This is a genomic window from Ochrobactrum sp. AN78, from assembly GCF_029909885.1.
Lineage (GTDB): Bacteria > Pseudomonadota > Alphaproteobacteria > Rhizobiales > Rhizobiaceae > Brucella > Brucella quorumnocens.
Genome location: NZ_JASAMU010000003.1, coordinates 89,864 through 113,694, shown reverse-complemented (window position 1 = coordinate 113,694; position 23,831 = coordinate 89,864). Strand labels below are relative to the sequence as shown.

The window sequence follows — 23,831 nt, the reverse complement described above, 5'->3', positions numbered from 1 at the left end:
CTCTCCTTGAGTCAGTTGTTATGTGGGGAATAGAATTTAGTTGGATCACTTCACGTCGGAGGCAATAAAGGCCTGCAACTCCGGCGTTTTAGGATTTGCGAAAAGGTCTTCTGAAAGGCCAGCCTCCCAGACTTTGCCCTCGTGCATGAAAACGGTATGGGTCGCGACACGACGGGCAAAACCCATCTCATGCGTGACTAGAAGCATGGTCATGCCAGTTTTGGCGAGTTCGGCTATGGTCTTCAAAACCTCACCGGTCAGCTCCGGATCAAGCGCCGAGGTCACTTCGTCAAACAGCATGACTTTCGGCTTCATCGCCAATGATCTGGCAATCGCTGCGCGCTGCTGTTGCCCGCCGGATAGGGAATCCGGATAAGCGTTTTTCTTCTCAAGCAGGCCGACTTTCGACAACACTTCATCGACCAGCGCATCTTGCTCCGCCTTGGGCACGTTTTTGACGATGCGTGGCGCCAGCTTGATATTTTCAGCGACCGTTAAATGGGGGAACAGATTATAGCTCTGGAACACCATCCCCACCTCCTTGCGCAAATCGCGCAGGCGTTTGTTGGTGCCATCCAGCTTGTGTCCAACCACCTCAATCGACCCGGCGTCAAACAACTCAAGCCCATTGATGCAGCGAAGCATGGTGCTCTTGCCCGAACCGGACCGCCCGATTACCGCGACTGTTTCGCCCGGTTCGACCGAAAGGTTCACGCCCTTCAACACAGTAAGAGATCCGAAAGACTTTTGCAGGTTATCAATGCGCAGCGCTGGCATTTTTCTGCTCCTTTAATTTCTCGCTCCACCACGACAACGGATAGCAAAGGGCGAAATACATCACCGCAACAGTCAGAAAGACGTGGAAAGGCTGGAAGGTCATATTATTCAGAAGCTGTCCGGCACGGGTGAGTTCGACAAAGCCGATCAGGGCCGTTACCGAGGTATTCTTGATCACCTGCACCATGAAACCAACAGTTGGTCCGAGAGCGATGCGGAATGCTTGCGGCAAGATCACATAACGCAGGGTTTGTGGTCCGCTGAGCGCGAGTGAATCCGAGGCTTCCCACTGGGCACGCGGAATGGATTCAATACATCCGCGCCAGATATCCGCCAAAAAGGCCGTCGTATAAATCGTCAGCGAGATCGCTGCGGCAGCCAGTGGCGGGAAGTAGAACCCAAGGAAGCTCAAGCCGTAGAACGACAGGAACAACAGGATCAGAAGCGGCGTTGCCTGCACGAGCTGGATATAGCCCATGATGATCCAGCGCAGCCATTTTGGTCCCAGCGAGCGACCCAGCGCAAAGAGCAATCCCAGAAAACCGCCGCAGACAAAAGTGATGAGTGAAAGGCCGACCGTCCACCAAAGGCCTTGGATCAGGAACTGTATGCTTGTCCATCCGAATGACTGGATCATGGCTTTTGCTCCTGTACGTCGAGCATCAATGCAGCCGTCTCATTGCTGACATCCACGCGGCGGCGGAACAGCCAAAGGCCAAACAGCATGTAGATGAAGCGGAAAAAGAAGGTGATACAAATATAGATGGCAGCCACGATCAGGAAGGTTTCAAGACTTCTGAACGTCTGGGACTCGATGGTCCCCGCCGCCATGGTCAGTTCTTTTGCTGAAACCGCCGACACAATTGAAGTGCCCAACAAAGTCAGCGTCAGCTGTCCCGTTAGTGCAGGATACACAATCTGCAAGGCTGGAACCAAAACCACATAGCGCATGACCTGCAGCTGCGACAAACCAAGTGCCAGTCCAGCCTGAATCTGGGTCTTCGGAATTGCAACCAGACCAGCGCGAAATATCTCCGCCGAATAGGCGCCAAGATTGAGCGACACCGCAAAAATTGCTGCCTGATTGGCATCGAGTTTGATCCCTGTATAAGGCAAACCGAAATAAATCAGGAAGAGTTGCACCAGAAGCGGTGTGTTGCGGAATGCTTCGACGTAGATCGCGCCGATATTCCTGCCCCAACGCGGACCGTTGAACCGCAGCAGAGCCACAGCAAGACCGATCGTCAGGCCGATAGCGATCGCCTCCGCAGACAGAATTATCGTGTTGATTGCGCCGGTTACAAGCTCTGGAGCTCGGGCAAACACCGGAGCGAAGTCCATCACATAGGCCATTGTGTTGATCTTTCAGAGTTAACAGCGGCGCTAAAAGAGATGACGAGACGCCGTAACACTTTAACTTTTATGCTTATTCTTCGGTCGATCCAAACATCGCACAAGGAACACGGCATGAAGGAACGGGCTGTCGCATACATTTCGGCATGCGACGCCGATCAGACAGAAAGGGCTTAGAATGACGGGAGTTTTCCACCCGGAATTGGGCCACCAATCCACTTTTGATGGAGTTCATTCAGACGGCCCGTAACTTCTTCGTAGTAGATGAAATTATTCAGCCACTGATGAAGCTCAAATGCATCCTTGCGCGTGGCCATAGACCAGTAGAGCGTAAAGATCGGCACATCTTTCTTGATTTCAAGATTGGTGAGGTTCCGCTTTTTGATGATGTCTTCGGCAACCGTTGCAACTGCTGCTGTGGCATCAACCTGCCCCGAAATCAGCGCCTGCATTGCAAGCGCATCATCATCGAAACGGACAACTTCAAGCCCTTCGATGCCATAACCACTTACCGCAACATCCTGCGTACTGCCCTTCGGCACCGAGATGCGCTTGCCTGCAAGGTCCTGCAAAGATTCAACCTTGAGGTCTTTTGCAGCAATGAAGCGCATTTCATAAGCGCCATAAGGGTTGGTCATCAGAAAGGTTTTGGCGCGTTCTGGCGTTGCTGTCATCTGCGCAATCAGAAAGTCTACACGACCGGACTCAAGCGCTGCCGAGCGCGAAGCATTATTTACCGGCACGACTTCCAGATTAACGCCGAGTGCCTTTGCCGCATCACGTGCGACTTCGACGAGAAACCCGTCGGTTTTGCCGCTTGCATCAACCGTGTCGTATGGCGGAATGCCTGTCAGCACACCGACCGTGACAGTTCCTTTTCCGGTAATGTCAGACAAAGATTGCGCCATGACTGATGATGCACCAGCGCACAAGGCAGAAGCGAAAGTTGCAGCAAGCGCAAAACGCTTCAACAATTTCGAGATCATGATTTCCTCCAGCTTTTTCTGCCCAAGCACCGTCCCATGGCACTTCGACATTTCCTCCCGCAGTGCCTTTTATTCTGCCCTGATCCTCATCAGGCTGACACAGCATCTGTCATATGACTTATGTCATAAGTTGAGTCAAGCTTCTTTTCCGCGCTTTTGCGCGAGAAAGAAACGTCTCTGGCTTATCCAAGAGGGTAATATTGTGAGAATTTGGCCATAAGAAACCCGGCCTCACCATCCGATGGAATCAGATTAATTTATAATATTATCAAAGTATTATCGATCAGATCGGCGCATCTCACGTGCGGGAAAATAGATGGCGGAGGCCATCAAAAACGTTAGGTTCTTTATAAGAAAGTATCTAGCGGAGTGCTTCAAGTTCAGCGATGCGCGCAGCACTATCCTGCTCCAAAGCCCGCGTCATTTCGCGGATAATTGTTTCAGCCAGCACGAAAAGCGCTGCCGATGAGTCCCATGCGGAAGGCACGGTAATACGGCCTGCCAATACGTGGCGTGCCACGCGCGCGATGGGTGAAAGCCACTGATCCGTAATCAGGACGACTTCAACGCCTCGCCCCCTTGCTTTCTCAGCAAGCTTCAACAGACTGTCCTGATAACGGCGTATATCGAAGACGACCAGAACATCCCGTTTGCCCATATCCAGCAAGCGATCTCGCCACACACTTTCCTGTCCGCCCAGATGAAACACATGCGGGCGAATGATCGACATATGCGCCGCCATATATTGTGCAATCGGGTCAGTGAAGCGCCCGCCGATCAGATAGACATTACCCTTGGAATTGCTGAGTGCCGAAACCACCTGTCGCAATTGCTTCTCGCCCAGATGACGGAAGGTCTCGCGGATATTCTCCAGCGTATGTTCCACGGCCGGATAAGCAGCATCCCTGCCCTTTTCGGGATGCTCGTTACGATGGTGCGGGGACTGAAGCTGAGCTGCAAGTTCATCCTGCAACCGAGCTTGAAAATCGGGGTAATTCTGAAAACCAAGGCGGTTAACGAACCGCAGGATCGTGGGCGAACTAACACCCGCCTGTGCGGAAAACTCGGCCACTGTCTTAAGTCCCAGCATGGGATAATTCGCAATCAAGGTCTGCGCCGCACTGCGTTCACCCGCGGGCATGGCGTCAATGCGTTCGTTAATCAGTTCCGCGACGCTGGTGCTCGTCATTGCGGCATTTTCCATTCTGGCAGCTCTTTTCCAATTTGGGCAAAATTGTGTTTGACAAATTATCATACGGCGTATCAAATAATCCGCAATAGCGCATAAACGTAAAAAACGTAACATAAGTTACAGCGCGGGGAACAAGCAGAATGACGGACGAGCGAGATATTCGCGCGGCTACTGGAGCTGTGTCTTTTGAGCCGTATTTTGTTGTGAACGAGAAGGGGGAAAGCCCCTATCTCTTCGTTTGCGAGCACGCATCTAATTTTATACCGGATAGTTTCGACGGGCTTGGGCTCGACGCAGAAGCTCTCAACGCGCATATCGCATGGGACCCTGGCGCGGTTGAGATCGCACGGCATTTAAGCGCCGCACTTGATGCCCCTCTTGTTGAAGCCGGCCTTTCACGTTTGCTTATCGATTGTAACCGGCCTCTCGATGCGCGGGATCTTATTCCTGAGATTAGCGAAACGACAGTTGTTCCCGGCAACCATGAACTCGGCTCTATGGAAAGAACCGCGCGGATTGATCTGTCGCACAGGCCGTTTCACCGCCGCATTGAAGAGGTCATCAATGCCCGCGCAGCGCGCGGTCAGGCATCATGGGTGGTTACGATCCATTCTTTCACACCGATCTATCGCGGTGTTTCGCGCCCCTGGCAGATCGGCATTATTCATGATCGGGATGACCGTATCGCCGCACCACTAATCGCTGCTTTGAAGCGGGATAAGGCCCTCAATGTCGGAGTGAATGAGCCATATTCACCTGCAGATCGGGTCTATTACACGCTGGAGCGCCATGCACGGCCGCGCAATATGCCTTGCGTGATGATTGAGCTCCGCAACAACGAAATCACAAGCAAAGACACACAAGACGCCTGGGCAGCACGACTTGCAACCATCTTCACGGATATTGCGAAGACGCTGGACCCTCAACTCCAACTCACCAGACCGAAGGCCTGAAGGAGCGGGAAATGCCGAAGCCGATCAGACTATTCGTCAAATATGTTGATGCGCTGAATTATTATGTCGGGCGCTTTGCCATGTATCTGTTTTTCGTACTTGGAGCCTGCCTTCTCTATTCAACCTTTTCGCGCGTTGTACTGGGTGTGCCGGTAAACTGGGTGCTGGAAATGTCCCAGTTCCTTCTTTCTGCCTATTATCTGCTGGGCGGAGCCTATGCTATGCAACAGGGCGCGCATGTGCGTATGGATCTGTTCTTTGATCGCCTGAGCCCGCGCAGGAAGGCGATCACCGACATGATCACCATCCTCTTCATCATCTTCTATCTGGGAGTGATGGTGATGGGTGGCATCTCATCCACCAATTACGCGATCGTCTATAGCCAGAAGAATTATACGGCCTGGGCACCGGTCTTGTGGCCGATCAAACTCATCATGACGGTGGGCATCTTTCTCCTCCTTCTGCAGTGCATCTCGAACTTCTTCAAGGATTGGGCGTCGTTACGCGGCAAGCCAATTAGCACTGTTGCAGGCCCTGCGATTGAGGAAGGCCACCACATATGAGCTCGGAATTCATAACGCTTTTTATGTTCGCCACGATGATGGTGCTGCTGATGACGGGTCAGCGCGTCTTCGGCGTGATCGGATTTGTGGGCACAATCGCCGCACTTCTGCTCTGGGGCAAAGGCTCGTTCGAGATGCCCTACAATGCCACATTCGCGGTGTTGAATTGGTATCCGCTCATAACCGTGCCGTTCTTTGTATTCATGGGCTATATGCTGTCGGAATCCGGCATCGCCAGCAATCTCTATCGTATGTTCCATGTGTGGTTTGGAGGCATTCGCGGCGGGCTGGCCTTGGGCACCATCGGCCTGATGGTCATCATTTCCTGCATGAACGGATTGAGCGTCGCTGGCATGGCAATTGGTGCAACCGTCGCTCTGCCTGAACTTCTTAAGCGTGGTTACAACAAGGTTATGGTGACAGGCGTCATTCAGGCTGGCAGTTCACTCGGCATTCTGATCCCACCAAGCGTAGTGCTGGTACTTTACGCCATGATCGCCCGACAGCCGGTCTTGCAGCTCTGGCTGGCAGGCATCGGCCCAGGCTTGCTGATGGCAGCACTTTTCGCCATCTACATTTACATACGCTGCCGCATAAATCCCGAGCTTGGACCGACCTTGCCCAAGGAAGAGCTGGAACGGATTACCTGGGGCGAACGCATCTCGTCCCTGCGGGTAGGTCTACTTCCACTTGTCATCTTTGGCACCATGATGGGGCTGTTTCTCACGGGTGTTACAAGCCTCGTTGAAAGCTCAGCCGTTGGTGCTCTGCTGGCAACTCTCGCAGCGTTGTTCAGCAAGCGTCTGACGAAAGTTGTTTGGGAGACCACGACCCGCAATACGCTGACCATCACCTGCATGTTCCTCTGGATCATTCTGGCGGCCCTTTGCTTCTCGTCGGTCTATGACGGTCTTGGCGCGGTCAAAGCAATCGAGCGGCTTTTGCTTGGTACTTTTGATTTGTCGCCCTGGACGATTCTGATCCTAATGCTTTTCTCTTTCATCATATTGGGCATGTTCCTCGATGACACCGCCATGCTGGTCATTGTGGCACCTCTGTATATCCCGTTGGTGAAGAGCCTTGGTTTCAATCCCATCTGGTTTGGCATTCTCTATACGATCACTTGTCAGATCGCGTACATCACGCCGCCATTCGGGTACAATCTCTTCATGATGCGAGCGTTGGCACCAAAGGATGTGACGCTGATGGATATTTATCGATCCATCGTGCCATTCTTCTTCCTCATGGTGCTGACCATTATCATTCTGATGATCTTTCCACAGATCGCGATGTGGTTGCCTAACTGGTACATGGGCCGATAACAGGATCTCGAAGGGAGAACGCATAAGCATGAACGGTCAAAAGAGCCGCTAATGGCCAAGCCGTTAAAATAGCAGGGAACTTCAAACACTTAATGGGAGAATGGGCATGAGTGAGAATAACAAGCTTAACAAACGCGACTTTCTCAAAAAGGCCGGGCTAACCACTGTCGGTGCCATTGGCGCCACGACACTTGCAACGCCTTATGTGCGGGCTCAGAGCCCAATCAAGTGGCGTCTTCAGACCTATGCGGGTCCGGCACTCGCAGAACACGTCATCAAGCCGTCTATCGATGCCTTCAACAAGGCAGCAAATGGCGAAATGGTGATCGAGCTCTACACCGCCGATCAGCTTGTCCCACAGGGGGAGCTTTTCCGCGCCGTGCAATCCGGTACAATCGATGCCGCACAAAGCGATGATGACTCGATGGCATCCCCAGTCGATGTCGCCGTGTTCGGGGCCTATTTTCCGTTTGCGTCGCGCTATAGTCTCGACGTACCGGCACTCTTCAACTGGCATGGTCTTAACGAAATCTGGGAAGAAGCCTATAACGAAATCCCCGGTGTAACATGGCTCAGCGCCGGTTCATGGGACCCGTGCAATTTTGTGACGACAAAGCCGATCCGCAGCGTTGCCGATCTTAAAGGCTTGCGCGTCTTCACCTTCCCCACCGGCGGTCGCTTCCTTACAAAATTCGGCGTTGTTCCGGTCACATTGCCATGGGAAGACATCGAAGTCGCCATCCAGACCGGCGAACTCGACGGCGTTGCCTGGTGCGGCGCGACGGAGGCCTATACGGTTGGTTGGGCGGACATCAACAAGTATTACCTTACCAACAATATCAATGGCGCATGGGCCGGTTCCTATTTCGCGAATACCGAAAAATGGGACGCTGTGCCGGACCATCTGAAGACACTTTTCCGGTTAGCAATGGATTCCTCGCACTACCATCGCCAGCATTGGTATTGGTGGGGTGAAGCCCATTATCGGACCACCGGCGGCAAGCTGGAACTCACCACCATTCCCGAATCCGAATGGAAGCAGATTGAAGATGCTGCGCTTGAGTTCTGGGACGACGTTGCCAAACAGAGCGAGCGCAATGCCAAAGTTGTCGCAATCCTGAAAAAATATCAGGAAACCATGCGCAACGCCGGTGCTCCATACCGCTACACCTGACGAATATGGCGCCGCGCTTTGGCGCGGCGCCCTCTCATTTTTCCCGTGAGGAGCGAAGCATAAATGGCCGACCAGTTGACTTTCGACAGATTGAAAAAAGCCGTTGCAAATGATGAAATTGATACCGTTCTTGCATGTTTTGTAGACATGCAGGGCCGCCTGATTGGCAAACGCTTCTACGCGAGCTTCTTTGTGGAAACCGCCCATGACGAAACGCATGGCTGCAATTATCTTCTGGCCAATGACATCGATATGGAGCCGGTTCCGGGCTATGAAGCGGCGAGCTGGGACAAGGGTTACGGCGATTTCGTCATGAAGCCAGACCTCTCCACCTTGCGTCTTGCGCCCTGGTTGGAAAAAACGGCCATTGTGCTTTGTGACGTGCTTGATCATCACGACCATAAAGACCTCGCGCATTCACCGCGCGCCATCCTCAAGAAGCAGCTCGCACGCTTGCATGAGCGCGGATATCGCGCCTATTTCGCGTCCGAACTTGAGTTTTATCTTTTCGACGAAACCTATAAAACCGCCCGTGCCAAACATTGGCAGGATATGGACACCGCCTCTCCTTACGTTCAGGATTATGTAATCCATCTGACCACCAAGGAAGAACAGGTGCTGCGCGCCATGCGCAATCATCTCGGGGCTGCCGGTATTCCGGTTGAAAACTCCAAGGGCGAGTGGGGCCCAGGCCAGCAGGAACTCAACGTGCGCTATGCCGAAGCGCTTGAAATGGCCGACCGTCATGTCGTTATGAAAAACGCTATGAAAGAAATCGCCGATGCGCATGGCAAATGCATCACTTTCATGGCCAAATATGATTACGCCAAGGCCGGTAGTTCGAGCCATGTGCACAATTCCATATGGAGTGCAGACGGAAAAGAGCCACTGTTCTTTGACCCCCAAGCACCCTACACCATGACGCCGCTGATGCGGTCCTGGGTCGCGGGTCAGCTGAAATATGCTGCCGATTACACTTATTTCCTAGCGCCTTATATCAACTCCTATAAGCGCTTTCAGGCAGGCACTTTCGCGCCAACCAAAATCATGTGGAGTCAGGACAACCGCACTGCAGGCTTCCGGCTTTGCGGAGAAGGCACCAAGGGTATTCGGATCGAATGCCGTATCGGCGGCGCGGACCTCAATCCATATCTTGCCTTTGCGGCCCTCATTGCTGCCGGTCTTAGGGGCGTGGACGAAAAGCTGGAGCTTGATGAGCCTTTCGTTGGCGACGCCTATGCAGCCGTGAAGCTGAAGGAAATCCCCTACACCTTACGCGAAGCTGCCGAAGCGCTCAAAAACTCAGATTTCCTCAAGGAAGCGCTCGGTGAAGGTGTGGTCAATCACTATGTCCACACCGCTCATTGGGAGCAGATTGAATATGACCGCCGCGTCACCGATTGGGAACTGCATCGTGGCTTTGAACGCTATTGACCTGTGGCTCCAAAACAGACTGAAATACAGAATGACTTCATACAAAGGAACTGCCCGATGAGTGGCACTGCCAAGATCATCTCCCCAATTGATGGCTCAATTTATGCGGAGCGCCCTTATGCGAGCGACGCCGCGATCAACGCGGCAGTCACTGCAGCACGGCAGGCTCAGGTCGGCTGGGCTCAGTTAAGCATCGCTGAACGAGCCAGCTATTGTCGTGCAGCATTGGATGCACTCGCCGCAATGCAGGAGGCCATCATTCCTGAAATTGCCTGGCAGATGGGCCGCCCAACGCGCTATGGCGGCGAAAATGGCGGTGTTCAAGAGCGCGGCCAGTACATGATCGACATTGCCGAAGAAGCGCTGGCCCATTATGTGCCTGCACAGAAGGATGGCTTCCGGCGTTATGTGAAGCATGTTCCGCTTGGTGTCGTGATGGTGATTGCACCGTGGAATTATCCTTATCTCACAGCCGTCAATACCATCATCCCCGCATTGATGGCAGGCAACAGCGTGATCCTCAAACATGCCACACAGACACTGCTGACCGGTGAGCGTTTCGCGCAGGCTTTTGAGAAAGCAGGCATTCCGAAAGGTGTGTTCCAGAACATTGTGCTCGATCATGCGTCAACCGAGAAGCTGCTCGCAGCCGGCAGCATCGACCATGTCAATTTCACCGGCTCGGTCGGTGGCGGTCGCGCGATTGAAAAGGCTGCGGCCGGAACGTTCATGTCGCTAGGGCTGGAACTTGGCGGAAAAGACCCGGCCTATGTATTGCCGGACGTCAATCTCGATCATGCAGTCGCCAATCTGGTTGATGGCGCATTCTTCAATTCGGGTCAGTGCTGCTGCGGTATCGAACGTATTTACGTGCATGAAGCCGTATATGATCGGTTTGTTGACGGCTTTATTGATCTCACGAAGCAATATGTCGTCGGCAATCCGCTGGATAACGCAACAACGCTTGGACCAATGGCGCAGGCGCGTTTTGCCGATCTCATTCGCGAGCAGAAGGCCGAAGCATTACGCAAAGGCGCGAAAGCCCATGTGAACATGACAGTCGACAACGACATTGCCGGTTCGCCTTATATTGCTCCCGAAGTGCTCACCAATGTCGATCATCAGATGAGCGTCATGCGTGAAGAAAGCTTCGGCCCCATCGTTGGCATCATGAAGGTGCGCAACGATGAGGAGGCACTGGCACTGATGAACGACAGTATTTATGGCCTCACCGCTTCACTCTGGACGACCGATACCGATCACGCGGCAGCACTTGGCGACAGCATTGAAACCGGAACCGTGTTCATGAACCGCTGTGATTATCTCGACCCCGCACTTGTGTGGACCGGCGTAAAGGATACTGGCAAGGGCGCTGCCCTTTCACCTATCGGTTACGGCAATCTCACGCGGCCTAAGTCCTTCCACCTGCGTGAAAAAATCTGATCTTTTTTGAATATCTTGAAAGCGATCGACATGACCACTTTGACTGCCAAATGGAATTTCCCGACCACCGTGCTTTTCGGACCGGGCCGCATCAAGGAACTGCCCGCCGTGCTGAAAGCAGCAGGCATCGAACGACCACTCTTCGTCACCGATCCGGGCCTCGCAAAGCTGCCGGTGGTTGCTTCCACACTCGCCATTCTTGATCAAGCAGGCGTAAAATACGCGGTCTTTTCCGACGTTAAGCCCAATCCGGTTGAGAGCAATCTTTATGCTGGCGTCAAGGTTTTCAATGAAGGCAAGCATGATGGTGTGATTGCATTTGGTGGCGGCTCGGCGCTTGATCTTGGCAAACTCATCGCCTTTCAGGCTGGCCAGACCCGCGACGTCTGGGATTTCGAAGACATTGGCGATTGGTGGACCCGCGCTGACAGCAACGCAATCGCACCGATCATCGCCGTACCAACGACCGCTGGAACGGGCTCGGAAGTTGGTCGCGCTGGCGTTCTGACCAATGAAGCAACCCACACCAAGAAGGTTATTTTCCATCCGAAAATGCTGCCCGTGACCGTCATTGCCGATCCGGAACTCTCGACTGGCATGCCACCTTTCATCACGGTCGGCACCGGCATGGATGCGCTCGCTCATTGCTTGGAAGCCTATTGCGCGCCCGGCTTTCATCCGATGGCAGATGGTATCGCTGTTGAAGGCATTCGTCTTGTGTTTGAAAATCTGCCCAAGGCCTATGCCGATGGCTCGGATATCGAAGCGCGTGCCAACCTGATGGCGGCGGCTTCCATGGGTGCCACTGCTTTCCAGAAGGGGCTTGGTGCAATCCACTCGCTATCTCACCCTATTGGTGCGCTTTACGACACACATCACGGCATGACCAATGCTGTCTTCATGCCTTATGTCCTGCACCATAACCGGGCGGTTATTGAAAAGCGCATTGAACGTCTTGCCGATTATCTTGGCATTGAAGGCGGTTTCGACGGCTTTGTTGATGCCATCCTGAAGCTGCGCAAAGACCTCGGCGTCCCGAATACATTGCCGGAATTTGTCAAAGGGCTTGAAATGGATGCGGCTCGCAAAGACCTGATAGCCGAGATGGCTATCGTTGACCCAACGGCTGGTGGCAATCCGATTGAACTGACCAAGCAGGGCGCGCTTGATCTGCTGAACGCAGCTTTCGCTGGAAAGCTCTGACCGGAAAATCCGGTCAGAGCAATTTTTAGATATGGGGGCGTAGTGACTTTAGGAAACTACGCTTCCTGCTCTATGAGACCGCGCCTCTCTCTGGCTTCCGCGTCGAGCTTTTGTGCTTTCTCGACGCATAAAACGGATACTGTCGTGATCAGGCAATAGATTGCTGTGATGATTGCGACAGGCCAGGCAGAACCATACCAGCTCACCAGAGCGGTCGCGAGGAGCGGCAGTGGGCCAACAAAGATGGCACCCGTCACTTCTCGTGCGAATGCTATCGCGCTGTAGCGAACTTCCGTGGGGAAAATATCGCAATAAAAGGCTGGCTGAACACCAAAGGATGATCGTGCACCAATTGCATGTCCAATGATGATCAGCACCACTGCCGTCCATGGTGTACCGGCACCCAACAACTGGAAGTAGACCAGCGAATAGATTGCTGCGGCAGCCGATCCCAAAGCCATGATCGGCACACGTCCGACACGGTCAGACAATGCGCCAAAAACCACACACATCACAGCGCCAAACGCACTTGAAAGCATGACGCCCGTCAGAATGATTTCGCGCGGGAACCCGAGTTTCGACGTGGCATAGGCCAGCGTAAATGTCTGGAAGACATAAGACAGATTGGGAGCAAGATTCGCACCCATTGCGGCAAGCATGGTCCGTGGATGATCACGTAGCACTTCGAGTACTGGCAATTTAGCGTCGCGACGCTCTTCCTTAACCTGCACGAACTCCGGCGATTCCGGAACTTTCTGACGGATGTAAACGCCGAGAAACAGCACCAGACCACTTAGCAGGAACGGGATACGCCAACCCCAGCTCATAAAGTCATCTTCAGGCAACAGCGTGAAAAGAGCAAAAATACCTGCCGCCAAAATTGTAGCGACATCGACAGCAGCCGCAGGAAGACTTGCAAAGAAACCACGGCGGCCACCGGCGATCTCGCCTGCCATAACCACGGCACCCGCATATTCAGCACCCGCGCCAAGCCCCTGAACAACGCGCAGCAGAAGCAGAAGTATCGGTGCCCAAATGCCGATCGTGTCATAGGTCGGCAGACAGCCGATCAATGTGGTACTGATACCCATCATCAAAAGCGTAATCATCAGCACCGGCTTGCGCCCGATGCGGTCACCCATCCAGCCAAACACGATGCCGCCCAGCGGACGCACCAGAAAGCCAACCGTATAAGTCGCGAAAGACGCAATGATACCCGTTGTCGGGTCAAATTGCGGAAAGAACAGATGGTTGAAGATAAGCGCGGCAGCTGTCGCATACAGAATGAAGTCGTACCACTCGACGACTGTACCGATGGTGCTGGCAAATATCGTACTGCCAAGCGCCTTTTGCTTGCCCATGGTTTCGGTTGTCAAAATCCCTCTCCCTCGATTTGACGAGCTAGAGCGTGTTTCGATCTGATCGATTGAGATCGCCGCTCTAACATTTTGTATTGCTACGCATCCCGAAAACAGCTTTTCAGGGTGCGTTCTAAAGCCCCCCAGCCCTGTTAGCGTCGATGAAAAAACGGTGCCCTTTTCTCCTTGAAGGCAGCACGACCCTCCTGTGCGTCGGCCGTGGCAAAACAGATTGTTTGCAGATCGCGCTCATATTCGATTGCTTTTTCAAGCGGCATCGAAACAGCAGCCTTGAGATTGAGTTTCGCGGTTTCTGCGGCAATCGGCGCGCGCGAGGCGATCACATCGGCGATTTCACGGGCGCGCTTAAGCAGATCGGCCTGCGATACGACTTCGCTTATAAGTCCCCAACGCTCGGCTTTATCTGCGGCTATCGGATCGCCGGTCATAATCATAAGTGCTGCATTGGATGCACCGATGGAATGCGCCAGATGTGCCGCCATGCCGCCACCGCCAATCCAGCCGAGCTTGATTTCAGGTGCTGCAAACTGGGCGTTTTCAGAAGCAATTCGGATATCGCACGACATTGCGGTTTCAAGCCCGCCGCCAAACGCATAGCCATTGACGGCTGCAATTGATGGTTTGAGCAGCGCACGAAATGCATCGCAATAATCCGGCCGATTGCGGAACTGCCACGGCGTCTCATAAGTATCGAGTTCGCGAATGTCAGAACCCGCGCAAAAAGCGCGCTCACCAGCGCCCGTCAGGATGACGCAACGGATCGTTTCGCTGTCATTGCATTCCGTAACGGCAGCAACGATTGCGTCGGCCATTTCCGGCGTGACGGCGTTGAGTTTTTGCGGGCGGTTCAACGTGATAATGGCAACGGCGCCATCAATCTCAAATTTTACATCTTCAGTCATGGGAAACTCACCTTTCACCGGCATTTGCACGCGAAGCCGCATAAAGAGATTGCAATTCGCTCAACACATCGATTGCAGGACGTCGCTCATCAAAAGCTGTACCCAGAAGCGCTGACGCTTGGCCCTGAAAGGCGATGTATCCGTTGTGACGCGGGCGCACATAGGCTTGCTCGAGCGTGTCTGCCGTGTTGCGATAAAAATCGCCCCAATGCGCATTCACGCGCTCGTCATGCCAGGCATCGCGGCGCGAGGGTTGCCCTTCATGATCTGGAATGAACCTGGACTGCGCTTCCTGGCTCATAAGCCACAAAAGATGAGTTTTAAGTTCTGGTGTAACATTACAACGGCGCGAAATTCCGATGCCAGTGCCGCCTAATGTCGAACCCGGATGTCCATCAGCACGAGCGCGCGGTGCATTGTGGAAAGCCAGAGGATGACCGTTTTGCGGAGCGGCATAGTTCACATAGCCGTAAACGAGCGGGCATAGAGCCACATCGTCATGCCCCGCCATATGGCCAAGAATACCGATAGGATTTTTCTGCCTGACCGATGCCGGGCTGCGCGCTGCAAGTTCCGACATGAGATCGTAAACCTTGCGACCAACTGCATCTGACACAAGAATGTCCGGGTCTTTTTCTACTGGCGGCTCGCCAAGAGCCGCTGCTATGGACAAGAATGACAGACAGGCATGGGGACCAGCGAGCGAAAGCGCCACATTGCCACTTTCACGCGATAGGCGCACAACCTCGTCCCAAGTCGTCGGTACATTGGCCAAAAGATCGGGCCGCAATGCCATGACCTGCGTAGCGGCATCAAGCGGCAGCGCCCAGTGCTTTCCCGCAAAGCGATAGCTCGTCAGTGACGGGCCGATGCTTGCACTGGCCAATCTCGCAACGATTTCATCGCCAAACACATCCTCCAAAGAAAGAAGGCAGTTGCCGGAAATGGCTTCTCCTACGTGCGGGTGATCGAGAACCACGAGATCATAGCGGGCGCAAAGATCGGCAATCGGATGCGATTCAAAGCCTTCAAGCGGCTGCTTATTCCAACGGATATCCAAGCCTGAATTGACCGTCTGCGGTAGTTTTGCAGCTGCAGCCAGCGCGTTATAACCACGCGGATGATCCCAGGTGAGAGCGTTAATCACCTGCATTTCAGAGGTTTCCTGAAACGATAACGCCGGACTGCTCAAGCGCTGCGATCTTATCCGCCGCATATCCTGCTTCTGCCAGGATATCGCGCGTGTCCTGCCCGGTGATTGGCGCGCCGCGATCAACCGTCGATGGTGTTTTGGAGAAACGGATCGGGAAACCCGGCGTTTTCACTTTGCCTTCAGTCGGATGCTGGTATTCCACAAACGTGCCGTTATGTTTGATCTGTTCGTCCTCAACGAGATCGGAATAACCATAAACAGGGCCGCACCAGATATCGGCAGCACGCAAAAGTTCCAGCCATTCTGCAGAGGTTTTTGCCTTCAGCTTATCTCGCGTTTTGGCAAAGATTTCATCGCGGCGCGCCCATGTATCGACCTCGTCATTCATGGTGAGGAAGCTGTCTTCGCCGATCACTTCACCCAGCGTTTTCAGCTTTGGGAAAGCGACAATGATAAATCCATCAGACGTTGCAAAAGCACCGTAAGGCGCGCGGATGTAAACATGTGCATGCGGTTCTGCAGAGCGGGTCTGTGGCTTGCCCCCAACCGTGAAAACCGAAAGCTCCTGCATCTGGATGGTGGTGATCGCATCCAGCATATTGACCTGAACTAGCTGGCCTTCGCCCGTACGTTCGCGATGGAGAAGCGCGGCCAGCGCACCCTCAAAGGCGTTATAAGCCGTGATGGCATCAACGAGATATTGCCCGGCGGCAGTCGGCGGCTCGCCTTCACGCCCTGCCGAAAGCATTGCCCCCGACATGCCCTGTAAAACCAGATCCTGTCCCGGACGCTGGACATAAGGGCCATCTTCGCCGTAACCGGAAATCGAAACATAGATCAGCTTCGGATTGATCTTGGAGAGCGACTCGTAATCCACGCCGAGACGATTTGCGACGCCCGGACGATAGTTCTGCAAAAAGACATCAGCCGTTTTGACCAAGTCCATAAGAACCTGTTTGCCGTCCGTGGATTTCAGATCGACTGCGAGTGAACGCTTGTTACGGTTGAGCGACAGAAACGAGACATTGACCCTGTTGCCTTCAGCACCGCCTGCAGCCACATGGCGCTGCCATTCACCCGTTGTCGGCTCAACTTTGACAACATCGGCGCCCAGATCACCCAACCGCTGCGCTGCAAACGGCCCTGCCATGGCAATCGAACAATCCAGCACCCGATAACCTGATAAAACACCCATAGCTGCCTCCTCCCTGTTCAAATCCATTTGCGCTGAACCTATCGGATATTTTCTGATTGTCCAGAGTGAGCGCTAACATATTTTATGAATCACAACAGATATAAATGCGAAACATCGAGCTATCATTGAATTTAAAATTAGCGCTCATCTTTCGAGGCAACGAATAAAGAGCATAATTCGAGGTGCGCTAGTGGTCTTCCCGAACAGGGAACCGCATTATGGGAAAGAGAGCATGAAAACAAACACTTGAATGCCGACCCGATTCAGTCAGATCGAAACACATTCTACCCACTGGCTCTGATCTTCAGCTCAAAGCCGACATCGACGATGGTATTTGCCGATGTCTCACCGCGCATGGCTTGCAGCAAAAGCTCACCCGCCTGTCGTCCAATTTCTGCCGAAGGCACCGCAACCGTCGTTAATGGCGGTAGCAGATGGCGTGATAATTCAAAGTCACCAAAGCCGGTAATCGCTAAGCGTTGCGGCACCTTGATGCCGATGCGCTGCGTTTCCAGCAGCGCGCCTGACGCCAGAATATCGCTCGAAAACATGACAGCATCAGCTTCCGGATATTGCGCGAGTGCCCTACGCAAAAGATCAACGCCCGAAGCCATGGCAATCGGCATTTCGGTCGCCACAGTGATGCGTGGCTTTTCGTCTGGAAATAGCCGCTCCATCGCCGCCTTGAACCCGGCGCGACGCTCGGCTGCACGGCTGTCACCTTTTCTGACAACACCTGCGAAAACAATATAACGCCTGCCTACATTAATCAGATGATCAACCATCTCACCAATCGCAGCCGTATTCGAAAATCCAACCAGCCGATCAATCGGTTTGTCTGTAAAATCCCAGCCCTCAACGACAGGTATGGCAGCCCGTCTGAGCAGCGCCACGCTGCGCTTGCTGTGATGTGTACCGATGAGGAAAATTCCATCCGGACGACGGCCCAACAGACTGCGGATAATCTCTTCCTCGCGCTCCGGGCGATAATCCGTATTACCCAAGAAAATCTGATATCCCGCATTGTGCAGAACATCGGAAAAATGTTGGATGGTTTCTGCAAAAACAGAAGCTGAGAGCGTCGGGATAATTGCTGCGACCGTATTGCTCTTATGTGAAGCAAGGTGGCTTGCAGCGAGATTATGGACGTAATGGGTTTTCTCAATCGCGTCCTGAATAGCCTTGCGCTTTTCAGGCATTACCGAATCTGGAAAGCGGAGTGCCCGCGAGACCGTCTGCATCGACACGCCTGCAGCCGCAGCCACATCGGCCATGGTCACGCCAGAGCCCTTACGGCGTTGCTTTCGTGGAAGACCGGTTTCACCGCTCACAGATAGAACGGCCTCACACAGACGGGAGTGCCAATTTCGATGCGCTTGCCAGTATCGTTCAAGATGCCCGTCTCCTTGTCGATTGTGAAAATTGCGATGCAATCTCCGTTCTGGTTCGCGGCCAGAAGCCATCCACCATCTGGTGTCACAGCAAAATTACGCGGTGTTTTTCCACCCGTAAAGCTCTGGCCGATCTCAACCAAGCTGCCATTTTCCTGATCCACACGAAATGCCGTGATGCTGTCCGGCCCACGGTTCGAACAGTAGAGAAACCGCCCATCGGGTGTCAGATGAATATCTGCACCATGAGATTCGATGTCCGCAGGTACGCTTGGCAGAGTTTGGCCAAGGCTCAACTGAGTGCCGTCACGATGAATAAGCGAAACGCTGGAATCAAGTTCGTTGGACACATAGACAAAACGGCTATTCGGATGCTGCGCAATATGCCGAGGCCCGGAGCCTGCTATAACAGCAACACTGCTGAGGCGCTCAAACGCACCCTCATCATCCAATCGGTAAGCTATGATTTCATCAAGGCCAAGATCGGCAGCGAGAAAGATGCCGCCCTCTGGCGTTTCAACCACACAATGCGGATGGCTTCGTTCCTGCCGATCGGTGATTGGTCCAAGCACTCCCTCGTGACGAACAGAACCTTTTACCGGCCCCAAACAACCATCGGCTAAGATCGGCAATGCGACCAGCGATTGATCCGGGCCACCCGTTCCCATGGCATAATTGGCAACCAGCACAAATTTTCTGTCGTGCGTGACCATGTTATAGGCCGATATGCTGCCCTGGCAGGCCTGCTTGTTGAGATAAACAAGCTCACCACGCCCAGCATCAAATCGATAGGCAGTAACAGTGCCTTCATACCAGTTGAACACTTCCGAATTGGCGTAAATGACGCCTGAATCTGGATCGACGCTTAGAAATGTCGGATTGTCGACCGAACTTGTGCCGCAAATGCGCTGAGCTTCACCTGTCGTCGTATCGAATGCGTAGATGGAAAGGCCTTCGCCACGTGCACCCTGAAAATAAGGGGCTTCGCGATTAAGCGACCCGACCGCCAGATAAAGTTTCCTCACGCATTCCTCCAATGCAAATTCGTTCCCTAATGCATCACCCATCCGCCATCGACATTCAAGGTCTGGCCGGTGATAAATCCTGCTTCTTCAGAAGCAAGAAACATCAAAGCGGAAGCAATATCATGGGCGGAACCACGGCGTTTCACCGACTGATGGTCCAACACATAGCGCGTATAGCCTTCTGGATCAGGATGGATTTTTTCTGCGTCTGTAGGAAATGCCCCCGGAGAAACCGCATTGACGGTAATGCCATAGGCACCGAATTCACGTGCCCAGGCGCGCGCAAGCCCGATCAGAGCCCCCTTCGATTGCACATAAGGCGAGAGCTGTGCCCAGCCGCCATAGGCTGTAACACTGGCGATATTGATAATACGGCCCCAGCCCTTTTTCCGCATATGAGGCAGCGCCACCTGAACGCAGACGATGCCCGCATCAACATTGATGTGCTGCACCTTCTGCATTTCCTCAAGCGTGTATTCTTCAAACGGCTTTGATGGATAAATCGCGGCATTGTTAATCACAACATCAAAGCCACCGACGTCATTGGAAATAGCCTCTAATGCAGGGCGAAGTGCTGACAAATCAGACAGATCAAGCGCGTGAATAGAAAGTCCGTCAAGGTTCTCAAGCGCTGTTTTCTTTCTCAGCTCCTCGATCTTTTTCGAATCGTGATCAATGGCGACAACCCGCGCGCCGGCACGCAGGAAATTCAAGGTTGTCTCAAGACCCAAACCACCGGCGGCGCCTGTATAGAGAATGGTTTTCCCCGCTACTGAAAACATGGGTGCACCGCTCATGAGCGGCCTCCAATGGTAATGTGATTACCTGATGGTGCCGGATAATCGCCATCAGGTTGCCTGCAAATCGCCACAATTCGAGCCTCGCTTGCCACAATTTCCGAGGTATTTGCAAGGATACGGAACGTACTATCGTAGCGACGCTCCTCGCCATGTTCGAGCCAGATCAGCTCATTGCGTTCACGCGCAGCTCCATGCCCAAGGACGTGGTTGGTTGCCGGTTCAATGCCAAGTGCATATTGCCCAGCCTGCAGGTTCTGCCACTCATACATGCAGGGGAACTGATCCTTGCGGGTGACAACCTCAAAGCCGATACCAAGCCTGTCATTGACCAGCGCGACCGGCACTTCGCCATTGGCATCCGCTCCCATTTCATGCTGCCAGACCTGTTCATGAAACTGCATTTGCGGCGCAGGCATTGAGCGATAACCGACGCTCTGCTTTTGGTAATCCTCGCCCGCATGCGCCGCCCAGACAACATCCTTGATGGGAGCGAGATAGCGCGACCCCTCAGCCAGAACCGGATGGCCGACATTGATGTGATAACAATACATATGCGGCGTTCGATAAAAGCCGCGATTGGTCACACGATCCGTCAGCTTGATATCGTTGGTGCCAGCCTTGATTTCGATGCGGCGCGTCAATTCAAGATGCTCGCCGAAAACGGTTCCCTGAGTGACGACACCCTCGCACCAGAGAAAACATTCGTCCCCTTCCCAACGCTCGCCATAGCCGGTGAGTTTCGCCGGAATGGTGCCAACGCGACCATGAATGGAATGCTTGATCATCTCTCGCGGTTTGTAATTATAATGATCCGCCGCCTCGTCATACATGAAGAGGATATGATCGAGACCGCATGTGATCATCAGGCCCGAGAAAGAGCGCATCCAGCCGAGGCCACCCTCACCTTCATATTCATGCAGGCCCGGATGGCGGAAGCCAGATGGTGAATTCCAGCCGATAGCCATGCCGCGATAATCGCAATCTGCAATATCCAAGGCGCGATCAACCAGTACGGTAAAGCGCAGGCCGGTGCCCGAACGAAACTCCAGCATTCTTATGCCGCGTTCCAATCCGTCTTCCAGCGTCATCAGGCGCACGCCTGCAAATTGCGCAAAAGAGCCACTGCTCGCGGCGATATCGCGACGCGATCTCGCCTCTCCGTAAAGCTTCACCATGTTCGCACCTTAAATACTGCGGCGTACAGCCATTTCATTCAAAAGGCGGCCAGTGTGTAAACGCTTGTTTGTAGCACCGGCCGCCTCACCCCGCCCTAGGTAGTTTTAAAGTCCCTGCGCGCGCAGTTTGCCATCAAGGAACTTCTTCGCACGCGGCACATCAGCCTCGTCGAGATGTTCGATAATCATCGGAATGTTCGGGTGTTTCTGCGCAAGACGCTTGAGATAAAGGTCATAGTTCAGTGAACCAAGACCCGGAGCGGGCAATTCGATTTCGCCAACGCCGCGGAAAGTATGGCTTTCAAGTGCTTCAGCATCGCCAATATCGGCGTGCTTCTCGCTCTTGTCATCGCCTGAGCGCTTGACGTCTTTCGCATGACCGATCTTGATCTTGTCGCTCAGCGTATCGAAGACCTGATTGAGAATTTCATCCATCCGGTCGATATTGTGCGTCTCGAAATAGTTGGTCGGGTCCATCAGCAGGCCAAGACCCGGATGATCAACCTGAGCAAACATCTTTACCGTTTCCTCAACCGAGCCGACCACATTGTTCACATAGGTCTCGAGCAGGAAAACCGCGCCATGATCATAGGCAAACTGCGAGAGGTCAGCGATGACCTTGCGGCATTCTTCAAAGCCTTCTTCGGTCTTGTTTTTCGGGTGATGCACCCAGTCAGACTCAGTGTTGTAAGTACCTGTTTCAGAAATCACATAGGGCGTTCCGAGATATTGCGCGTGGCGGATAATCTCTTTGAGATAACCGACGCGACGCTCGCGCTCACCCTTGTCCGGATGAATGATGTTCGTATAGCCGGAAATGCATGAAATCGGCAGGTTATGATCGCGGAATGTCTCGCGGATCTTGACGCATTTATCCGTGGTGATTTGACCGGCGCTGAGATCGATGTCCTTGAAGTGCATGTCCAGCTGGACCGTGTTGAAATCGAGCGCCCGGATTTTTTTGGCTGTTTCCTCAAGCGAATAAGGAAAATAGCCGCTGAAAATACCCACCTGCATCATGATCGAAACCCTCCCGTTAAGATTATTTGTTAACGCGCATCTTTTCCGAAAACCGCTTCACAATTTTCGGGATGCGCTCGTTTACTTAATTGATATCTCGGACAATCTGACCGTCCGGCCCTCATCAATCGACTTGTAACCGGCCTCGATGAGCGCAACCGTTTTCACATTGTCTGCCACTGACAGTGCTGGCGGTTCGCCAGACTGAATGGCGTATTGCAGCTGCTCCATCACACCAATGAAAGCATGCGGGAACCACATGGTTTCCCATTTCGGGCTCACCCATTTGCCGCCGGTTGTCTTCTTGGAAGCATACGTTAGTGTTGATGGAGAACCATCCGGCCAACCAATCGTGCCTTGCGCCACACCATCGGTGCCTTCGACGCGCCATTTGATGTAAATATCGCTGTCAAAACCTTCTTCGCGCGGCCCTGACCACACATCCTCCATCGAGACCGCCATGACGCCGCTTGGGAACATCAATGTCGAAACGGTGATGCCGTCCTTGTGCGCAAACTTGGTGCGTGGATCAGTTCGCGTCAGTGTCGTGATGGTTTCAGGCTCGCCGAATAGAAACCGCAACACATCGAGATGATGAACGCTCATGTTGGATAGTGTCAGGCGGTCATAGTCTTCGAGAAAACCTTGCCAATGCGGGATCGCCCGCATCTCGATTGTCGCCATTACAGGCGTGCCAAGCTCGCCATTGTCGAGAATTTGCTTCAACACACGCATTGATTGGTCGTAGCGCATGTTCTGATTGACCGAGAGGATTTTGCCAGCTTTTGCGGCCTCATCGCGCAGGGCAATCGCTTCCTCGAGCGTCAGAGCCAGTGGCTTTTGCGCAAGAATACCCTTGATATGCGGCTGTGCAAGCGCTTTGCGAATAAGTGCAGGCTGTTGATCCGGCGGATACGCGATGTCGAGGATTTCGATTGCTTCATCGCCAATCAGTGCTTCCGGCGTGTCGTGAACCGTAGCAATCTCCCAGCGCCTGGCGACCTCTTCGGCCCTTGCCTTTGTGCGCGAGGCAATTGCCCCGATCTTAAAGCCCGCTTCCTTATAAGCGGCGAGATGACACTCGGCCATGATCATGCCGGCACCGATACAACCGATTTTAAAATCCCGAACACGAACCGGCGGATCAGGTGTGAAACCCTGCGCTGTACTCATTTGAACCTCCCGCTATCAGTTTCCCATCGCCACGCTGAGACCAGCGCGCTGTTTGAAGCAGTCAATCCTTGCCAAAAAGCAGGGGCCCAACACCGCTTCCCTCGATGAGAAATATCAACCTCCATTGATATGGTGAGGATTGATGAAGGCAATTCACTTGAGTGTCAACATCATATAAAATCATTTTACATCATTTTGCATCTTTTATCGCCACTAAC

General features: G+C 53.3%; 22 protein-coding genes. 7 read left to right on the top strand and 15 right to left on the bottom strand.

Features of this window, described 5'->3' with window-relative positions; genetic code table 11:
* Positions 1 to 45: 45 nt before the first annotated feature.
* The 5 genes from QBD00_RS07260 to QBD00_RS07240 all read right to left on the bottom strand — a co-directional run bounded on the left by QBD00_RS07260 (position 46) and on the right by QBD00_RS07240 (position 4,320).
* Positions 46 to 777 carry an amino acid ABC transporter ATP-binding protein gene (locus QBD00_RS07260; protein ID WP_318579049.1) on the bottom strand — a complete coding sequence of 244 codons (732 nt, stop codon included), beginning with the start codon at positions 775 to 777 and terminating at the stop codon, positions 46 to 48.
* Positions 758 to 1,414 (bottom strand): amino acid ABC transporter permease, encoded by a 657-nt coding sequence (locus QBD00_RS07255; RefSeq protein ID WP_024900186.1) that lies wholly within the window; start codon positions 1,412 to 1,414, stop codon positions 758 to 760. Before QBD00_RS07255 ends, QBD00_RS07260 begins: the two co-directional genes overlap by 20 nt.
* Complete coding sequence (locus tag QBD00_RS07250) at positions 1,411 to 2,130, bottom strand: amino acid ABC transporter permease (RefSeq protein ID WP_151092693.1); 720 nt, start codon at positions 2,128 to 2,130, stop codon at positions 1,411 to 1,413. Before QBD00_RS07250 ends, QBD00_RS07255 begins: the two co-directional genes overlap by 4 nt.
* A gap of 173 nt (positions 2,131 to 2,303) precedes the next feature.
* The gene (locus tag QBD00_RS07245; RefSeq protein WP_318579048.1) at positions 2,304 to 3,116 is read right to left on the bottom strand and encodes a transporter substrate-binding domain-containing protein; all 813 of its coding nucleotides are present in this window, start codon (positions 3,114 to 3,116) and stop codon (positions 2,304 to 2,306) included.
* A 361-nt stretch (positions 3,117 to 3,477) separates the two neighbouring features.
* The gene (locus QBD00_RS07240; RefSeq protein ID WP_095444106.1) at positions 3,478 to 4,320 is read right to left on the bottom strand and encodes a MurR/RpiR family transcriptional regulator; all 843 of its coding nucleotides are present in this window, start codon (positions 4,318 to 4,320) and stop codon (positions 3,478 to 3,480) included.
* Positions 4,321 to 4,448: 128 nt separating this feature from the next.
* Between QBD00_RS07240 and QBD00_RS07235 the strand changes: the two genes are divergently transcribed.
* The 7 genes from QBD00_RS07235 to QBD00_RS07205 all read left to right on the top strand — a co-directional run bounded on the left by QBD00_RS07235 (position 4,449) and on the right by QBD00_RS07205 (position 12,400).
* Positions 4,449 to 5,261, top strand: a complete 813-nt coding sequence (locus tag QBD00_RS07235; protein WP_151092691.1) for an N-formylglutamate amidohydrolase — start codon at positions 4,449 to 4,451, stop codon at positions 5,259 to 5,261.
* Between the two features lie 11 nt (positions 5,262 to 5,272).
* A complete protein-coding gene (locus QBD00_RS07230; protein ID WP_151092689.1) occupies positions 5,273 to 5,824 on the top strand; it encodes a TRAP transporter small permease subunit in 552 nt (183 codons plus the stop codon).
* Entirely contained in the window at positions 5,821 to 7,146 is a 1,326-nt protein-coding gene (locus QBD00_RS07225; RefSeq protein ID WP_151092687.1) for a TRAP transporter large permease, read from the top strand. The genes QBD00_RS07230 and QBD00_RS07225 overlap by 4 nt, the downstream gene beginning before the upstream one ends.
* Positions 7,147 to 7,252: 106 nt before the next feature.
* Positions 7,253 to 8,320 carry a TRAP transporter substrate-binding protein gene (locus tag QBD00_RS07220; protein WP_151092685.1) on the top strand — a complete coding sequence of 356 codons (1,068 nt, stop codon included), beginning with the start codon at positions 7,253 to 7,255 and terminating at the stop codon, positions 8,318 to 8,320.
* 63 nt (positions 8,321 to 8,383) lie between these two features.
* A complete protein-coding gene (locus QBD00_RS07215) occupies positions 8,384 to 9,754 on the top strand; it encodes a glutamine synthetase family protein (protein ID WP_264231936.1) in 1,371 nt (456 codons plus the stop codon).
* Positions 9,755 to 9,811: 57 nt separating this feature from the next.
* On the top strand, positions 9,812 to 11,197 hold the full coding sequence (locus tag QBD00_RS07210; RefSeq protein WP_318579047.1) for an aldehyde dehydrogenase family protein: 1,386 nt from the start codon (positions 9,812 to 9,814) through the stop codon (positions 11,195 to 11,197).
* A 30-nt stretch (positions 11,198 to 11,227) separates the two neighbouring features.
* The gene (locus QBD00_RS07205) at positions 11,228 to 12,400 is read left to right on the top strand and encodes an iron-containing alcohol dehydrogenase (protein WP_318579046.1); all 1,173 of its coding nucleotides are present in this window, start codon (positions 11,228 to 11,230) and stop codon (positions 12,398 to 12,400) included.
* Between the two features lie 56 nt (positions 12,401 to 12,456).
* Here the strand turns inward: QBD00_RS07205 and QBD00_RS07200 are convergent, their stop codons facing one another.
* From QBD00_RS07200 to QBD00_RS07155, 10 genes are all read right to left on the bottom strand, one after another.
* On the bottom strand, positions 12,457 to 13,776 hold the full coding sequence (locus tag QBD00_RS07200; RefSeq protein ID WP_191793102.1) for an MFS transporter: 1,320 nt from the start codon (positions 13,774 to 13,776) through the stop codon (positions 12,457 to 12,459).
* A gap of 134 nt (positions 13,777 to 13,910) precedes the next feature.
* Entirely contained in the window at positions 13,911 to 14,681 is a 771-nt protein-coding gene (locus tag QBD00_RS07195) for an enoyl-CoA hydratase/isomerase family protein (RefSeq protein WP_318579045.1), read from the bottom strand.
* Between the two features lie 7 nt (positions 14,682 to 14,688).
* The gene (locus QBD00_RS07190; protein ID WP_318579044.1) at positions 14,689 to 15,834 is read right to left on the bottom strand and encodes an ABC transporter substrate-binding protein; all 1,146 of its coding nucleotides are present in this window, start codon (positions 15,832 to 15,834) and stop codon (positions 14,689 to 14,691) included.
* Position 15,835: 1 nt separating this feature from the next.
* A complete protein-coding gene (locus QBD00_RS07185; protein ID WP_318579043.1) occupies positions 15,836 to 17,029 on the bottom strand; it encodes a CaiB/BaiF CoA-transferase family protein in 1,194 nt (397 codons plus the stop codon).
* A gap of 284 nt (positions 17,030 to 17,313) precedes the next feature.
* On the bottom strand, positions 17,314 to 18,360 hold the full coding sequence (locus QBD00_RS07180; RefSeq protein ID WP_318579042.1) for a LacI family DNA-binding transcriptional regulator: 1,047 nt from the start codon (positions 18,358 to 18,360) through the stop codon (positions 17,314 to 17,316).
* Positions 18,357 to 19,445, bottom strand: a complete 1,089-nt coding sequence (locus QBD00_RS07175) for a lactonase family protein (protein WP_318579041.1) — start codon at positions 19,443 to 19,445, stop codon at positions 18,357 to 18,359. Before QBD00_RS07175 ends, QBD00_RS07180 begins: the two co-directional genes overlap by 4 nt.
* Positions 19,446 to 19,471: 26 nt before the next feature.
* Positions 19,472 to 20,242 (bottom strand): SDR family NAD(P)-dependent oxidoreductase, encoded by a 771-nt coding sequence (locus QBD00_RS07170; RefSeq protein ID WP_318579040.1) that lies wholly within the window; start codon positions 20,240 to 20,242, stop codon positions 19,472 to 19,474.
* Positions 20,239 to 21,420 carry an aldose 1-epimerase family protein gene (locus QBD00_RS07165; protein WP_318579039.1) on the bottom strand — a complete coding sequence of 394 codons (1,182 nt, stop codon included), beginning with the start codon at positions 21,418 to 21,420 and terminating at the stop codon, positions 20,239 to 20,241. Before QBD00_RS07165 ends, QBD00_RS07170 begins: the two co-directional genes overlap by 4 nt.
* 105 nt (positions 21,421 to 21,525) lie before the next feature.
* The gene (locus QBD00_RS07160; RefSeq protein WP_151092654.1) at positions 21,526 to 22,440 is read right to left on the bottom strand and encodes a sugar phosphate isomerase/epimerase family protein; all 915 of its coding nucleotides are present in this window, start codon (positions 22,438 to 22,440) and stop codon (positions 21,526 to 21,528) included.
* Between the two features lie 81 nt (positions 22,441 to 22,521).
* Positions 22,522 to 23,613, bottom strand: a complete 1,092-nt coding sequence (locus QBD00_RS07155) for a Gfo/Idh/MocA family oxidoreductase (protein ID WP_318579038.1) — start codon at positions 23,611 to 23,613, stop codon at positions 22,522 to 22,524.
* Between the last annotated feature and the right edge of the window lie 218 nt (positions 23,614 to 23,831).

Coding starts and splice junctions, on each gene's coding strand:
- QBD00_RS07215 (WP_264231936.1), top strand. CDS start 8,384: ATGGCCGACCAGTTGACTTTCGACAGATTGAAAAAAGCCGTTGCAAAT.
- QBD00_RS07230 (WP_151092689.1), top strand. CDS start 5,273: ATGCCGAAGCCGATCAGACTATTCGTCAAATATGTTGATGCGCTGAAT.
- QBD00_RS07160 (WP_151092654.1), bottom strand. CDS start 22,440: ATGATGCAGGTGGGTATTTTCAGCGGCTATTTTCCTTATTCGCTTGAG.
- QBD00_RS07190 (WP_318579044.1), bottom strand. CDS start 15,834: ATGCAGGTGATTAACGCTCTCACCTGGGATCATCCGCGTGGTTATAAC.
- QBD00_RS07240 (WP_095444106.1), bottom strand. CDS start 4,320: ATGGAAAATGCCGCAATGACGAGCACCAGCGTCGCGGAACTGATTAAC.
- QBD00_RS07185 (WP_318579043.1), bottom strand. CDS start 17,029: ATGGGTGTTTTATCAGGTTATCGGGTGCTGGATTGTTCGATTGCCATG.
- QBD00_RS07155 (WP_318579038.1), bottom strand. CDS start 23,613: ATGAGTACAGCGCAGGGTTTCACACCTGATCCGCCGGTTCGTGTTCGG.
- QBD00_RS07255 (WP_024900186.1), bottom strand. CDS start 1,414: ATGATCCAGTCATTCGGATGGACAAGCATACAGTTCCTGATCCAAGGC.
- QBD00_RS07260 (WP_318579049.1), bottom strand. CDS start 777: ATGCCAGCGCTGCGCATTGATAACCTGCAAAAGTCTTTCGGATCTCTT.
- QBD00_RS07235 (WP_151092691.1), top strand. CDS start 4,449: ATGACGGACGAGCGAGATATTCGCGCGGCTACTGGAGCTGTGTCTTTT.
- QBD00_RS07205 (WP_318579046.1), top strand. CDS start 11,228: ATGACCACTTTGACTGCCAAATGGAATTTCCCGACCACCGTGCTTTTC.
- QBD00_RS07165 (WP_318579039.1), bottom strand. CDS start 21,420: ATGGTGAAGCTTTACGGAGAGGCGAGATCGCGTCGCGATATCGCCGCG.
- QBD00_RS07225 (WP_151092687.1), top strand. CDS start 5,821: ATGAGCTCGGAATTCATAACGCTTTTTATGTTCGCCACGATGATGGTG.
- QBD00_RS07250 (WP_151092693.1), bottom strand. CDS start 2,130: ATGGCCTATGTGATGGACTTCGCTCCGGTGTTTGCCCGAGCTCCAGAG.
- QBD00_RS07210 (WP_318579047.1), top strand. CDS start 9,812: ATGAGTGGCACTGCCAAGATCATCTCCCCAATTGATGGCTCAATTTAT.
- QBD00_RS07220 (WP_151092685.1), top strand. CDS start 7,253: ATGAGTGAGAATAACAAGCTTAACAAACGCGACTTTCTCAAAAAGGCC.
- QBD00_RS07170 (WP_318579040.1), bottom strand. CDS start 20,242: ATGAGCGGTGCACCCATGTTTTCAGTAGCGGGGAAAACCATTCTCTAT.
- QBD00_RS07245 (WP_318579048.1), bottom strand. CDS start 3,116: ATGATCTCGAAATTGTTGAAGCGTTTTGCGCTTGCTGCAACTTTCGCT.
- QBD00_RS07195 (WP_318579045.1), bottom strand. CDS start 14,681: ATGACTGAAGATGTAAAATTTGAGATTGATGGCGCCGTTGCCATTATC.